Source organism: Mesobacillus subterraneus (assembly GCF_000934845.1).
Taxonomy (GTDB): domain Bacteria; phylum Bacillota; class Bacilli; order Bacillales; family Cytobacillaceae; genus Mesobacillus; species Mesobacillus stamsii.
Genome location: NZ_JXIQ01000146.1, coordinates 1 through 15,046, shown reverse-complemented (window position 1 = coordinate 15,046; position 15,046 = coordinate 1). Strand labels below are relative to the sequence as shown.

Sequence of the window (15,046 nt, the reverse complement as noted above, 5' to 3'; positions counted from 1 at the left end):
CAACACTCCAACTGTATTCCAGCTAGCTTCAGCACACAATGACGAAGCGAACAAATATGGATTGCCACTGGAGTTATTCGCAAAACTGATCTATGGTATCCAATACGAGGCCGTGGCAACACCGATCGACTTTTTCAACAGGCGAACTGGTGCGATTTTATTCGATATCGACTCCGTGAGACAATACAAGGAAAATGTACTGACCTACATGAGCAACCAGTTTAGCTGGGAGGAAAACCAAACCGAAGCCTATGCTTTGCAATTGGATGCAGCCCTGGCCGAAGCAGTCACTTCGGTAAAATAATCTGTCGAGCCCTGATCCACGTTAAGGATCAGGGCTCTTTTTAAAAACTTCTTATCCATTGTACGAGAATTCAATTACCGGCTTCTGGCCTATTTTCCCTACCACTCCATGTAACAACGCGGCTGGAAAAAGAAAAGGAAAGCTGAGGATCATCGAAAGTTCATAAACTAGAGTGGTTTTTCCGCTTGGCTTCCCTTTCAGTCGCGTCCTTAGGCCACTCAAAGGAATTCCAAAAACATTTCCAATCATAATCATTCGGATAGCAGCTAATATGCCCATTGCCTTCTCTTGTCCATAAATGTCTACAATCCTCCCCCAGGATGCTTCCGTTGGATTTCCTCTTGTATCAGCATAGTGCTGCGCAAATAGGATTGCCGGCATTTCCGCCTCTGGAATGTTCTCCGCTGTTCCAGATAACATCAACTTTATTTCTTCCCTGCTCATTCCTTGTTCCAAGGCAATTTTTGTATGCGCATAGGAACATACCTGGCACCCATTCACCTCTGTCACTGAAAGCATGATTCGTTCAATAAAATGATTGGACAGAAGCCCGTTTCTTTTTGCCTTAGACAAATATTTCGCCGTTCGCAATCCTTTATGAAGGGAATGATACCCTTCTTTTACACTATATATTTTTTTATACAATTCCTGTTCCATACGCCCACCCCTATTTTACAAGCTTTTTACCATTATACCGGTTTGCCTTTCTTATAAAAAGGGAAAAGTAACTGTCAGTATTCTGATTATTGTTTTTTTTAATAATATTCGAATAATTTTAAATCTATTTTCTTCTATTAAAAAATGACACGAAACCCTTATATATCAATACTTTATCCGATTCTATCCTAAATTTGTTTTTGACAATATCCAATACAGAAAGTATTCTAGTATAGATAAACAGGGAGGGGTAACCATGTCAAATCATAATAGGCAGAAAATTGTGGATAGTGTCCCGCAAACTGGATTCTTCGGACATCCAAAAGGACTGTTCACACTTTTCTTCACAGAATTTTGGGAGCGTTTTTCTTACTATGGAATGAGAGCGATCCTTGTATTCTACATGTACTATGAAGTTTCAAGGGGCGGCCTCGGTATTGATGAGACTTTAGCACTTTCCATCATGTCCATTTATGGCTCACTCGTTTATATGTCAGGGGTCATCGGTGGCTGGCTGGCAGACCGCATCTTCGGTACAGCCAGAGCCGTCTTCTACGGTGGAATCCTAATCATGTTAGGACATATCGCGCTTGCCATTCCAGGAACTATCGCGATGTTCTTCCTATCGATGATCCTGATCGTCATCGGTACCGGTCTTTTGAAGCCAAATGTATCAACGGTTGTTGGTGAAATGTACAGCGAATCAGACGCTCGTCGTGACGCTGGTTTCACGATTTTCTACATGGGAATCAACGCTGGTGCATTCCTTGCGCCACTGATCGTTGGAGCAGTCTCTGACGCTTATAACTTCCATTTCGGCTTTGCAATTGCCGCGATCGGAATGTTTGTCGGACTAGTTGTTTTTGTTTTGACAAAGAAAAAGAATCTTGGTCTTGCTGGTACTGCTGTGCCAAACCCGCTTTCACCGTCTGAAAAAAAGAAAACATTCACGGTTTTTGGGATCGCAATCGTGGCCATCGGTATTTTAAGTGCTATTTTGGTTCCTGCTGGACTTTTAACATTCGAAAGCTTTATTAATCTGGTAACGATTCTTGGTATCTTAATTCCGACTGCTTACTTTGTCGTTATGTACCGCAGTCCAAAAACAACGGAAGTGGAACGCTCACGTGTTCTTGCTTACATTCCGTTGTTCCTGGCGGCTGTTATGTTCTGGGCAATTCAGGAGCAAGGTTCAACCATCCTTGCGAATTACGCGGACAAGCGTACCCAACTAGAATTTGCTGGAATGACCATCTCTCCAGCCTGGTTCCAGTCGCTGAACCCATTATTCATTATTATCTTTGCACCGATTTTCGCTGGATTCTGGGTGAAGCTTGGGGATCGCCAGCCATCCATTCCAAAGAAATTCTCGTTCTCATTGATTTTTGCCGGGCTTTCATTCCTGGTCATCCTGATACCTGGATACTTCACAGGCACAGATGCACTTGTTAGCCCATTATGGCTCGTGCTTAGCTACCTGATTGTTGTTTTCGGTGAATTGCTGATTTCCCCAGTTGGTCTGTCAGCAACAACCAAACTGGCGCCGGCTGCATTCTCCGCACAAACAATGAGCCTTTGGTTCCTTGCAAGTGCCGCAGCACAAGCAATCAATGCACAAATCGTTAAATTTTACTCACCAGACACAGAAATGACCTATTTCGGTACAATCGGTGGAGCATCCATCCTACTAGGTATCATCCTATTCATCACATCGCCTAAAATTCAGGGATACATGAAGGGAATTAAGTAAGAACAAAAGACGGCTTACTCCACATAAGGAGAGCCGTCTTTTTTTGATGCCAAATTTACATACTTATGATTTTATGCAAGTTCGATTCTTTCCGGTAACGGATGATGCTCATATTCTCGTTGATTTCCTTGAATTCTCCGGTTTGCCTGTACCCTATTTTTTCATATAAATAACAGTTCCGTTCTTCCGTGAGGATGGTATCCAGCTCCCAAGCATCCGCTTCCGGGTGCATAAGCTCAAGGCGTTTCATCACCTGTTGAGCAATGCCCCTGTTCTGATAGCTTTCTAAAATATTCATGATACGAAGCCTCATTAACCCAGAGGACTTTTCGTGAACATGGACGCTTCCGGCTAGAGTGCCTTCAAAGCATATTTTATAGTAAACCCCTTGTTCAAATCTTTCTGTGAATCTCTCCATTGTTTGCGTGACAGGACTTGTCTCATGGTCCTTGTATTTTTTATAAAGAGGCATGAAAACTTCCATTTGCATGGTTAAAAGCTCCTCCGCATCCTTAACGGTAGCTGGTTTTAGGGAGATGTTTGAATGGACCATTTCGAATAACAGGTCGAAATAGGTAAACGGGATAAACTCACCGTTTTTCACCATTTCCTTTATCTCCTCTTCACTTGCCCATCTTGCATCCACCACTTCCTCTTCCTGAAGATGCAGCTCCTCCATGGTGATATTTTGCCTGACAAGCCAAATATCATCGAAACCTTCTGGAAACTTGACGGTAAATAATCGTTCCGCTCTTTCCATGTCCAGCTCGATTCCGATTTCTTCCTTTGCCTCGCGAATGGCGGCCTGCTCACTATCATCGCCCATGATTGCCGACCCCGCAGCAGAACAGTCCCACATATTTGGAAAGCCAATTTTCCATGGCTGTCTCCTTTGTATCAAATATTGGCCATCATCATTCACGATCCACACATGGACAACCAGATGATAATCCCCCGGCATCATCTCCTTCCCTCTTTCATGGATGCGATCCGTCATATGCCTGAATTGATCGTATATATTCCATAGTTCCATGGATGCCACCTCACTTTACTGATTTCCCCATTATACAACTTTCTTACGATCTTTTAATAGAACATTTAGTAAATCTGTTCCTTATTACAAAGGATCTTCAGATTGCGTTTTTTATATCGTCCCGTATCTTTCAAAGGGTGTACCACGTTACCAAAAAAGAGTAAGATAGATAGAAAAATAGTCAACACTTAAAGGACTGATCAATTATGATAAGTGCTTCTGCTCTTTTCTCAATCATAATCTTCCTGAGTCTTTTGATCCCAATCATCGCATTGGTCATTCTCAGTATTCTCAAGTTGCTTGAGAAAGAGTTTGATTATCTGCAAATGGAAAATATGCAGATCCAGCTGGAAACGCAGCTTCATCAAATGGAATATTTGCAGCTCAACCAACAAATACGGCCGCATTTCCTATTTAACAGTTTGAATGCGATGATGTCCCTGGCCAGGCTGAACAAAAATGAGGATCTCATTCAATCAATGGAGAAGTTCTCGCTGTTTCTAAGGTATCAAAATAAAGACAAGGAATCGCTGGTTCCTTTTGAAAAGGAACTGGAGCATACCAAAAACTATTTGGCCATTCAACAGCTGCGATTTGGAAAAAAACTTGAAATTGACATCGCCATTGATGGACACGCAGCCCAAACACTTCTTCCTCCCTATACCCTACAGACATTCGTCGAAAATGCCTTTAAACACGGCCTTGAAAATAAACGCGGAGAAAAGAAACTCCAGATCGACCTCCAACGGAAAGGAAACTGGGTCGTCTTGAAGGTAATGGACAATGGGGAGACTGAGGCCAATAAATATCTGACGGAAGGGGACGGTACAGGAATGGAGAATATCCGAAAACGAATGGAATTGCTATTCGAATTGCATACTGAGGTTTCGATGAAACGAAAACCAGAATGGACTGAAGTCAAAGCTATTTGGCCATATACACCGGGGGAGTCACAATGAATCTATTAATAGTCGATGATGAACCATTGGAACTTGAACAGCTCTCTTATTTGGTGAAAAAACACTATCCAAACTGGAACATATACACTGCCGAGGATGCTGTTGAAGCCAAACAATTAGTAAAAACCCACTCGTTCCCACTCGCTTTTGTCGATATCCAGTTGCCCGGAGATACCGGGCTCGCCTTTTGTGAATACTTGAGGACAAATGATATCGATACGGAAGTTGTCCTTATCACAGCTTATCAGGACTTTAGCTATGCCAAGCAGGCGATCCGCCTCAATGTGCTGGATTATCTTGTTAAACCGGTCATTGAAAAAGAGCTTTTCAATATGATTGAGGATTTCTTGCAAAAAAATGCGTTCACGCAAACTAAATCCGTCCTCATTAACAATGTCCTGGAGATTGTCCATGAAGAGTACAACCAAAAGTTGCAGCTGTCCGACCTATCACGGAAAGTATATGTTACACCTACTTACTTAAGTAAAAAGTTCACCGAAGTAGTCGGCATAAAATTTACTGACTATATCAATCATTTTAGGATTCAGAAAGCCAAACAGCTGATGATTGAAAACCCTGATTGGTCCCTGTTCCAAATTGCTGAGCAAATTGGCTTTTCGAGTCAGCATCATTTCAGCAACTTGTTCAAGAAAATTGAAGGAATTACTCCCAGTCAATTCAAGGAGAATCACTGATGGTCGATTGGTACATACTCTTATTTATTGCCTTTACCCTTGTCATTCTTTTCATAGATAAAATCGGGAGCCATCGCAGTGTATATGAATATACGAATAAAAAGGAAGTTGGGTTGAGCGGCGGGACATTTTCCCTGGTTATTCCATATATGACTGGACCAACCTTCCTCCTCCCATTTTTCTTTACCTTAAAAGGAGGGGCATCCAGCTTCTTCATTTTCATAGTAACTCCATTAATCATGTACTCTATTTTGAGAAATATGATTAACAGCCAGGAACGAATCGCTAACATCCTCCCAGATCAAATTACTGGAGGTAAAGAAAATGTCATTACTTTTTTGATCTTCGGTATTTCCAGTATCGGGAGCATCCTGATCCAGACTGCATTAATGGCCATGTTATTCAAGGCCTTTTTTCATCAACCTGCCATACTGGGCGTATTTTTGTTGCTCACTTTTAGTTATGTTTTGTTTGGTCTAGGTGGAAGAGAAGGCGTAAATAGAGTTGGAAGCCTGCTTCTGATGGGAATATTATTCGTCAGCTCTTTCACTGTCCTGACCCTTTATTTACAGACTGGGACCGGGGGTGTTTATCAGCAGATCGTTAAAACGTACGATGGTATATTCAACGGAAGCCTCGGTGCGAACATCCTTTACTTCCTGACGTTTATTCTCGTAATGTCTGGCCAAATCTTCACCAGCTATTACTTTTGGGAATCAGTTCAAGCCATAAGACCGAATCACCGCATATCAGCTTTAAAATATTCATCATTTTCATGGGCAGCCTTATTGCTATCCTTTACGGGGTTTTCAATCTACTTGATTGCGCATACTGATACATTCTCAGCTTTACAATTGATGGAGGCGGTCACCCAATCGAACAGCATCATGTCACATATTTTCATCTATGCTAGCATCTCCATGCTCGCAGTAGGTATAGGGCATTCCCTATATTCCATGCTCGCCCTATATCTGCGCATCCTTGCTGCGATGCAAACTCAGCGATCATCCCATCACACCCTGAAACAGACCTATTTATTTGGCTTGATTTTGATGTTTTTCATTGGAATGGCTGGCATCAATCTTTCGGCATCCTTTACAGAATGGCTTCCTTACTTTGTCTCGTTCTTCTCTTCAGCAGCTGTCCCATTTTTTTATGTACTGGTGCAAAAACGTTTCTCTCGAAGGCACTTTGCTTTGACGGTCGGAATGATGAGTATGGCTGGATTCCCAATCAGTAGTATGATCAATGAGATATGGCTGGTTGCTCCCGCTGCTGCTGTCCTTACTTTTGTTGTGCACATGATTGGATCCAAATTTAATTAAAATCTTGCAAAAACAGATTGAATTTTTGCAAACAATCCCTCTTTAAAAGGTTTAGAATTTTAAGTATTCAGAAAAATTAAAAATAAAATTCAGGAGGTATTACCATGACAATCCAGTTAACGACCGAATCTTACATTTATGCCATGGACAAGAACAATAAGCCTGCACTCACCGTGAAGTCTGGTTCTCGGGTCGAAATTGATACATTCGACTGCTTTCAGGATCAAATTCAATCAGAAATAGCTACTTTCAATGCAATTGACTGGAACCAAATCAATCCTGCGACAGGACCAGTTTATGTCGAGGAAGCACAGCCTGGAGATATTTTAAAAGTGACCATTGACGATATCCAGCTTGGAGATCAGGGCGTGATGGTCGTGGGACCAGAACTAGGTGTCATGGGCCACCGTATAGAGAAATTCGAAGTGAAAATCATCCCTGTTAAGGAGGACAAAGCAATTTTTAATAAAAAAATCGCACTGCCGCTGAACCCAATGATTGGAGTAATCGGAGTTGCTCCAGAAGGAGAAGCGGTCAACAACGGAACACCTGGAGCCCACGGCGGGAATATGGATACAAAACTGATTACTACAGGAGCAACCCTTTACTTCCCTGTATTCCAGAAAGGTGCACTTTTTGCGCTGGGTGATCTCCATGCAGCAATGGGTGATGGAGAAATCAGCGTCTCTGGCATCGAAATCCCCGCAAAAGTTAAGGTCACACTTGAAGTCATAAAAGGGCACAGCATCCATTATCCTATTTTGGAAAATGATGATGGGATAGCTACTCTTGTGTCAAAAGAGCTTTTAGACGAAGCGGCCAATGTGGCTGTTGAAGAAATGATCGATTTGCTCCAGCCGCAGACAGATCTGTCACTGGCTGAGTTCACCATGCTGATGAGTGCAGCTGGCCAAGCCCAGATCAGCCAGATAGTAGACCCGTTAAAAACAGCCAGGTTCTTTGTACCAAGGTCCATCCTTGAAGCCTACGATATTAAATTATTCCAGAAAGAGGTGAAATAATCGATGGCTGAATTGCAAACATCTCAAAAACAGACAAATATGGGATATAAACAGGAGTTAAAAAGATCTCTGACGTTCTGGGACTTATTGATTTATGGCTTGGTGTTCATGGTACCGATAGCTCCGTTCGGGATATATGGAGCAGTAGCCCAAGGATCAAATGGTATGGTCGCCCTGGCCTATCTCATCGGAATGGTCGGAATGATTTTTACTGCGCTAAGCTATGCGAGAATGTCTGAAGCCTTTCCGATAGCAGGGTCGGTATATGCCTATGCTCAGCGCGGCATTAATGATTCAGTAGGATTTATTGCTGGCTGGCTGATCTTGCTTGATTACATCTTTGTCCCTGCACTTCTTTATTTAGTAAGTGCAGCAGCCTTGCACGATATCGTCCCAAGTATTCCATTGATTGTCTGGCTGGTAATTTTCATAACGATCAACACCGTCGTCAACGTGCTTGGAATTGAGTTTACTGCGAAGGCAAATAAGATCATCGTTGTCGCGGAAATGATTGTATTAGTAATTTTCGTGGCTGTCGGAATTTTTGCGGTCATCAAGGGTGTCAACGGTGCTGAATTCACTTGGAAACCTTTATATGACTCTGATAATTTCAGCATGGGAATGATCATGGGAGCTGTTTCAATTGCAGTACTTAGCTTCCTCGGCTTCGATGCCATTTCTACTTTGGCTGAAGAATCGAAAGGCGGCAGCAAAGCAATCGGAAACGCCATTATCTTCTCTTTGCTTATAGTTGGTGTCTTGTTCATCATCCAAACCTGGGTGGCCGCATTAATTTGGCCTGACTATACGTCATTTGAAAATGCGGATGTAGCATTCTACCAAATTGCCGAGATTGCAGGAGGCCCATGGCTAAAATGGATGACCATCATCGCCACTGCAGTAGCCTGGGGTATTGCCGACGCACTTGTTGCCCAGGCCGCCATTTCACGGATCCTGTACAGCATGGCGCGTGACCGCAAGCTTCCAAAGATTCTGGCAAAGGTACACCCTAAGTTCAAAACTCCATACGTAAGTACCCTGCTTGTTGCGGTTATTTCGTTGATTGTGACTAGTTTCTTCGCTTCCCAGATTGGAGCATTGGCATCAGTCGTCAACTTCGGTGCATTATCAGCTTTCTTGTTCCTTCATGCATCGGTTATAATTTATTTTATCAAGAAGCAAAAGAGCAAACAGTATTTCAAACATCTCGTGCTGCCATTAATCGGTTTCCTTATCATCGGTTATGTTTGGATATCACTTGATCCTCTTTCCAAACAGCTAGGCTTTATCTGGCTCGGAATTGGCATTGTGTATCTGATTTTGCTGAAAGTATTTAAAAAGGATACCTCGCTCGATTTGGATTAATAGTGAGGAAGCCTGCAGAATAGGTCTGCAGGCTTTTTTTAATGTCCCTACCTATTAAAAAGAAGCAGGTCTGCATCATGCTCCTACTCTATTTCATAATTTTCCTTCTCATCCACTGTGTTGCTGCCCATTTGTCGCCGATGACAACTGGGGCTCCGCTGTGAAGGGTCAAGTTGTTCAAGTCTTGATTGTCATAAAAATATTCGAAATAAACGGCCATGCCTTTTTGCGGGGATACCGCGAAGTTGAGTTTCGGGAAGTAGGTTTCTCCGCCTTGTTCAACATCATTCAAATACATGACGAGTGTGCTGATTCTTGGGTTACTTACCTTTGACGAAAAAAAGTCAAAATGTGCTTTGTATTCCTGACCGATTTTATAATTCAAGATTTGCAGTCCTTCTCCATGTTCATTGGGAATGCCCATCAGCTGAGAAACCCTTTTTTCTACTTTGGCGACTACTTCAGTTTCAGCTCCAATAAATGTACTGCTGCTCGTCCTGAGTTCATCGACCTCACGGATGTTGCCGATTTTCGAGCGCTGTAGCTTATCCTTTGACAGCTTGATCAGCTCATCACATTCTTCGTCACTCAGGACATTTCCCAAAATGACGATTAACGGTTCTTCCATTCTAGCAATTATGTTGATTTCCCGATCATCGGTTTTGATTTTGTTTCCGATATGGGGAAATATCGTAGTTTCTTTTACGGTTACATCAACATCATCCATTATCAACTTTCATCAACCTCTTAATCATAGAATTTTCCAAAAATTAGATTGATATATAAACGAAAGCATCATTCATTCTTTATGTCCTTTGTTTCTACCTGTAATTCAAAATGGATGACAAAATCTATTTAATTTTTCAATTTATTTTACAACGCAGGAACTATCTTTTTTTTCAGAAATAAGGACCTGATTCGAATCAAAAAAACGGCGCATGATTTCGGCGGCGCGTTTACACAATGATCACCCATACGCCTGTGATGTGAATGGAGCGATTACCATAGTTAAAGATGCAAATAGCGCGCTCACCCTTCAGCTGATAATATGTTTTCCTACTCCATATAGTTCCCCTGTCTTTCCAGGTTAAAAAACAAAGAGAACCCCAGTATTCTACCTTAACCTATACCGTTTCATATATATCATATAATTTGCCAGCCATATCGACAATCAATTTTTTTAGCTCGACTTGATTCACCCAATCTCCAGGTAATGCATCGAGACCTTGGAAGGCACCGATGATGTTCCCGCAGATCGAACCGGTCGAGTCACTGTCCCCATCATGATTCACTGACAGGATCAATGCCTTCCGAAAATCATTTTCTTTCAAAGTGCAGTACAATGCAATCGCAAGTGCTTCCTCGGCAACCCAGCCTTCGCCAAGATGAGAAATCGCCTTTGCAGGATTTATGTCACTCCGCGAAAGTTCAACTGCAGCCCCTATCGACTTCAATGTCTCTTCATGGTGTTTGTAGCTTTTCAAAATGGCAATGGCATCCTCGGTGCTTTCGGATAAGCTTTTGCCATTGAGCAGTTCTGCAATGATCACAGCCAGTGATCCAGCTGACGGATACCCTGACGGATGGCCATGGGTGATCGCGGCGATTTCCGCAGCAACTCTGAAAGCTTGCTCAGGGTCTTTATGTAAAATAAGCCAACCGGCGCCAACCGCATGACTCCGCCACAGCCCCTGCTATTGTTGATCGGCTTTTCGATCGTTCCCTTTTTATTGCTTTCAAGCGCCGACAGGCATGTGTTTCCTGGGGCTCTTGCTGAGTACAATTCTTTATATTGTAAAATGCTGCTGCCAACCTCATGGGGCTGGGGATCAAGCAGCCAGCCATAATGCTCATCCGGCAGGCTCTTTGTCTGGGTATAAAGCCAGCGAAGATAAGATTGATAGGTTCCGCTTCCCGCAAAGCTCCCAATCCCGCGTTCTCTCATGCGGTCATATGCCCAGATCAGGCCATCAGCCGTGAACAGCGTCATCGGGTATCATCGGAAAACAAAGCCTTCCCAGTGTAACGATCCGGCTCTAAATCGGTGATCCCTTCCTCGCCAAATCTTGCTTTAAATTTCTTCAAGCTTCATAAACTCTACCGTGTAACCTAGAGCATCTCCAATCGCACCGCCAACCAAGGACGCTATGAACAAATCTTTTTTAGACATAGGGACTCCTTTGGAATTGAAATTTATTAATAGTATTCTTCACCATATCGGCCTAATCCTTTATTTTTAACAAACCGGGACACCATCCATCGTCATCCACTCCTTCCGCAGCGATAACTCCGAAGTTTATGCCAAAGATGAACGGACTACGATTGGCAGCTCTTACGCTTGTAAATTTACCACTGTCGACTGTCAGTAAAACGATACCGCCATCAGCTTTCGCAGGGATCGCTAATGTTACTTTTCCAGCTGTCGCAGTATATGTCTCACCTGAATAGTGGTCAGTTACCACTGAACAATCCTTGAATTTTACCTATATGAAAAGGGGGCTGGCCAGGCGGCTTGCTCCCTTTCGGTTATTTTTTAGTAATAAAATCCAGGCCGGCAGCATGGGTACATTGGATATGGCGGGTATGGCGGGTATCCATAACCACCAAAACCACCATAAAATGGCCGTGGGTAGAACAAGGCTCCGCCCAATAATCCACCAGCCAAGCCACCTAAAAATGGTAATCCAAAGCCCCACCTCTGGTCCTGCATTCGATAAGGATGTCTGTATGCGTGCATACGGCTTACCTCCCTTTTCTATTTTGTATCCACTACCTTTATATGCATTTATCACGGTTTTGGCTTGGGCGAATACACATGCCAGGGAGGCAGATTCCAACAAACAGGAGCATGGAATCCCATGCTCCTGTTCAAAACATATTTAAACCCTAAACTTTGCAACCATTTCTCTTAGGCTATCAGCCAGCTTTGAAAGGGAAGCGGAGGATGAGGAAACTTCTTCCATGGAAGCCAGCTGCTCTTCGGTGGCTGAGGCGATTTCTGCCGTGCTTGCGACGGAGCTGCGAGCGATTCTTGTTACCTCTTCAATGGAACTATTCACCTGCATGACGTTTGCTGACATTTCTTCGGAAATGGCCGAGACCTCTTGAATTTCCGAGCTGACATTCTCAATCGACTTTAAAATCTCATCAAATGTCTTGCCTGTCCCCTCTACCAATGATGTACCCTCGGAAATTTCGGTTGCCCCTTTGTTCATCATTTCGACGACCTGGTGTGTTTCTTTTTGGATGACTTCAATTAGGCTGGAAATTTGGCTGGCAGACTGTCTTGAAAGCTCAGCCAACTTTCGAACTTCATCTGCCACCACCGCGAACCCTTTACCGTGCTCGCCTGCCCTTGCTGCTTCAATGGCGGCATTAAGCGCAAGCAAATTGGTTTGATCGGCAATTCCGGTGATGACATCGATGATATTGCCGATTTCAGCGGATTTGCGGTCCAAATCTTTGATGACCGTATTGGTTTCTCTTGTTGTTTGGTTGATCGTTTTCATTTTTTCAATGACTTTTTCTAACGAATTATGACCAAGCATTGCCTGTTTTGTCGTATCTACCGCAGACTCTGCAACCGTGGATGTCGTTACTGCCACACGCTGAATCGCACTGGACATCTCTCCGACTGCCTTCGCGCTTTCCTCCGTATTCTTGCTTTGAAGTTCAGCACCGCCAGCGACTTCCTGAATGGCTGTAGCCACTTGATTCGTGGCAGAATTTGTCTGATCAGCACTAGCCATCATTTCTTCTGCTGAAGCGGCAATCTGCTCCGATGTAGTGCTGACCTGAAAAATGATCGCTCTTAAACTCGATGCCATTTCATTAAAATCAGTTGCCAACTGCCCAATTTCATCATTATTCTTCACATTGATTTTTTCAATGCCCAGATTACCGGCAGCTAGTTGCTTTGCTGCTTGAGAAACAAGCTGAACAGGCTTTGAGACTATTCTACTAATATAGGAAGCAATTCCAATTCCGATAATAAAGGCTGCGGCACTTATCGCAATGATCAGCAAACCAATCTTGCGTACATTATCGGAGAGCATCGCACTTGTTGTATCCATTTCATCTTGCTGATACTTAATCGCATCTTCGACAGCGGAATTCAAAGCAAAAATCAGTTGATTCCCTTGTTGCTGCATTATAAGCCGTGCCTCATCCAGTTGGTCATCTCGAATTAACGTAAAAACTTCTGAAGCAACTTTATAATATTGCGCCTCAACCTCGATCAGATTCTCACCCACTTTCTTCCCTTCAGTCGAGTCAGTCGTGCTCAAATATTTCTGTGATCCGTTAGCAAAATCTTCTACTGCTCCTTCAAACTCAATGAGACTCTCCCCATCACGGTTTGCCATGTATTTTTGGAGCGAAAGCTGTTCCCACATGACGGCATCCTTCATTTCGACAATCAAATTCAGCTTTTCCATTCGATCATCAATAGACGATGAGTACTGGCTATCCATCTTATTAAATTCAAAATTTGTAATAATTGCTACTACTACCAGCAAAGCCAATACTGAGAAAAAACCTGCCAATAATTTGGCACGAACGCTGAACTTTTTCTGTGTTTTTTTCATGAATTTCTTTCTAAATCCCATTTTTCCGCTCTCCTGTCCAATAACCGTTTCTTTTCCTACTGATTATTTCGGTTCGATTGACGAAAACTTTAGAATCTCAGCGATTAAATAAAAGAAAGGTCCTTCTGCTACCAAATGCAAGCAAAGTATCTTTCCTTTGTGACCTCGCCAACGATCGTCATGTCGATATCTATGGATAATACTTTCTATCTATGAAATTAGCAGTTGCATAAATGTCTCAGAATGTTCACTGATTTTCACTTCGAATTCTTTTAAAATGAAGGAAGAAAGGAAGTGGAAAATGATACTAAAAGAACGCACCAAACCAGAAGAGTTAGAAATTTTGCTGGCGTTAAAGCCCCGAATGGAGCTGGGAGAGACAGCAACAATTAACTTGTACACCCTGGAGAAGGGCTATGAAGGCGAAGTGCAATTCGACCATTGGTTCACGAATTATACTCCGGAAAGCCTCATCATTAACGACCTGTTGCTTGAATTGAATGGCACCCATTTTCAAATCGACTCGCTGGTGATCACCCAGGACCGCCTGCACCTTTTCGAAGTGAAAAACCTGGAAGGAGATTACTATTTGGATGGAGACAAATTTAAAACCGCCGCTGGTGCTGAAATCAAAAATCCCCTCCACCAGCTAAGCCGTGCAGAATCCCTGCTGAAACAACTGCTGAAGAATCTAGGATTATACGTCTCTCTAGAACCAAACCTCGTGTTCATCAACCCAGAATTCACCCTTCTGCAAGCACCAGTAAAATCACCCATTGTTTTGCCAACCCAATTGAACCGATTTATGGATAAGATGAACAGAACCTCTTCTAAACTAACAAACAAACAGACAAAACTGGCAGAGGCCCTATTGTCATTGCATATTAAGAAATCACCGTTTACCAGAGTGCCAGGGTATGAATTGGATAGTTTGAGGAAAGGGGTTATTTGTGAAGGGTGTGGGGGTTTTTTGGAGGGTTTTGATCGATATAACTTAAAATGTAGTCATTGCGGTGCAAAGGAGTCCATTGATGCCGCCGTCTTGCGTACCATAAAAAACTATCGCTTACTCTTTCCGGGTCAAAAAGTAACCACATCTGTTATTTTTGAGTGGGAAGATGGTGTTCTTCCGATAAAAACTATTAGAAGAGTCTTAAAGCAAAACTTTTTAGTCCAAGGAGAGTGTAGATCTACATTTTACGAATAAGGAAAGAGGTCTCCTCTTTCCTTGTTTTTCTCTTAAAGGAGCTTTCCATAGCGCGAATACTATTTTGATGGATACCCGTCTCCCTTTTATGTACCCGTAATCCTCGCATCCGCTCTTTCACGGGCACATGTTTCCCTTTTATG

General features: G+C 42.9%; 15 protein-coding genes and 1 pseudogene. 8 read left to right on the top strand and 8 right to left on the bottom strand.

Features of this window, described 5'->3' with window-relative positions; genetic code table 11:
* On the top strand, positions 1-304 hold a 304-nt coding region (locus tag UB32_RS16475), incomplete at its 5' end, for a glycerol-3-phosphate dehydrogenase C-terminal domain-containing protein (RefSeq protein WP_044395729.1).
* A 51-nt stretch (positions 305-355) separates the two neighbouring features.
* Here the strand turns inward: UB32_RS16475 and UB32_RS16470 are convergent.
* Positions 356-961, bottom strand: coding sequence for a carboxymuconolactone decarboxylase family protein (locus tag UB32_RS16470; protein ID WP_044395726.1), 606 nt, complete (start codon positions 959-961; stop codon positions 356-358).
* Between the two features lie 256 nt (positions 962-1,217).
* Between UB32_RS16470 and UB32_RS16465 the strand changes: the two genes are divergently transcribed.
* Positions 1,218-2,711: a peptide MFS transporter gene (locus UB32_RS16465; RefSeq protein WP_044395724.1), complete on the top strand. Its 1,494-nt coding sequence runs from the start codon at positions 1,218-1,220 to the stop codon at positions 2,709-2,711.
* A gap of 55 nt (positions 2,712-2,766) precedes the next feature.
* Here UB32_RS16465 and UB32_RS19110 read toward each other — a convergent pair whose 3' ends face one another.
* Positions 2,767-3,744: a bifunctional NUDIX hydrolase family protein/GNAT family N-acetyltransferase gene (locus UB32_RS19110; RefSeq protein WP_052807081.1), complete on the bottom strand. Its 978-nt coding sequence runs from the start codon at positions 3,742-3,744 to the stop codon at positions 2,767-2,769.
* A 206-nt stretch (positions 3,745-3,950) separates the two neighbouring features.
* Here UB32_RS19110 and UB32_RS16455 point away from each other — a divergent pair, with 206 nt between their 5' ends.
* The 5 genes from UB32_RS16455 (at position 3,951) to UB32_RS16435 (ending at position 9,110) form a co-directional block, all read left to right on the top strand.
* Positions 3,951-4,703: a sensor histidine kinase gene (locus UB32_RS16455; protein ID WP_044395722.1), complete on the top strand. Its 753-nt coding sequence runs from the start codon at positions 3,951-3,953 to the stop codon at positions 4,701-4,703.
* Complete coding sequence (locus UB32_RS16450; RefSeq protein WP_044395720.1) at positions 4,700-5,398, top strand: response regulator transcription factor; 699 nt, start codon at positions 4,700-4,702, stop codon at positions 5,396-5,398. The genes UB32_RS16455 and UB32_RS16450 overlap by 4 nt, the downstream gene beginning before the upstream one ends.
* Entirely contained in the window at positions 5,398-6,723 is a 1,326-nt protein-coding gene (locus tag UB32_RS16445) for a hypothetical protein (protein WP_044395718.1), read from the top strand. Before UB32_RS16450 ends, UB32_RS16445 begins: the two co-directional genes overlap by 1 nt.
* A 104-nt stretch (positions 6,724-6,827) precedes the next feature.
* Entirely contained in the window at positions 6,828-7,745 is a 918-nt protein-coding gene (locus UB32_RS16440; protein WP_044395716.1) for an acetamidase/formamidase family protein, read from the top strand.
* Between the two features lie 3 nt (positions 7,746-7,748).
* Positions 7,749-9,110: an APC family permease gene (locus tag UB32_RS16435; RefSeq protein WP_044395714.1), complete on the top strand. Its 1,362-nt coding sequence runs from the start codon at positions 7,749-7,751 to the stop codon at positions 9,108-9,110.
* Between the two features lie 88 nt (positions 9,111-9,198).
* Here UB32_RS16435 and UB32_RS16430 read toward each other — a convergent pair whose 3' ends face one another.
* The 6 genes and pseudogenes from UB32_RS16430 to UB32_RS16410 all read right to left on the bottom strand — a co-directional run bounded on the left by UB32_RS16430 (position 9,199) and on the right by UB32_RS16410 (position 13,717).
* Positions 9,199-9,837, bottom strand: coding sequence for a 2OG-Fe(II) oxygenase (locus tag UB32_RS16430; RefSeq protein ID WP_044395733.1), 639 nt, complete (start codon positions 9,835-9,837; stop codon positions 9,199-9,201).
* Between the two features lie 397 nt (positions 9,838-10,234).
* Positions 10,235-11,055 (bottom strand): annotated as a pseudogene (locus tag UB32_RS16425) (ADP-ribosylglycohydrolase family protein).
* A gap of 126 nt (positions 11,056-11,181) precedes the next feature.
* Positions 11,182-11,280, bottom strand: coding sequence for an ADP-ribosylglycohydrolase family protein (locus UB32_RS20565; RefSeq protein ID WP_241768532.1), 99 nt, complete (start codon positions 11,278-11,280; stop codon positions 11,182-11,184).
* A gap of 52 nt (positions 11,281-11,332) precedes the next feature.
* Positions 11,333-11,572 carry a hypothetical protein gene (locus UB32_RS16420; RefSeq protein ID WP_044395712.1) on the bottom strand — a complete coding sequence of 80 codons (240 nt, stop codon included), beginning with the start codon at positions 11,570-11,572 and terminating at the stop codon, positions 11,333-11,335.
* 71 nt (positions 11,573-11,643) lie between these two features.
* The gene (locus tag UB32_RS19630; protein ID WP_084221889.1) at positions 11,644-11,847 is read right to left on the bottom strand and encodes a hypothetical protein; all 204 of its coding nucleotides are present in this window, start codon (positions 11,845-11,847) and stop codon (positions 11,644-11,646) included.
* Between the two features lie 142 nt (positions 11,848-11,989).
* On the bottom strand, positions 11,990-13,717 hold the full coding sequence (locus UB32_RS16410) for a methyl-accepting chemotaxis protein (protein ID WP_052807080.1): 1,728 nt from the start codon (positions 13,715-13,717) through the stop codon (positions 11,990-11,992).
* 280 nt (positions 13,718-13,997) lie between these two features.
* Between UB32_RS16410 and UB32_RS16405 the strand changes: the two genes are divergently transcribed.
* The gene (locus tag UB32_RS16405; RefSeq protein ID WP_044395708.1) at positions 13,998-14,903 is read left to right on the top strand and encodes a nuclease-related domain-containing protein; all 906 of its coding nucleotides are present in this window, start codon (positions 13,998-14,000) and stop codon (positions 14,901-14,903) included.
* Positions 14,904-15,046: the final 143 nt, after the last annotated feature.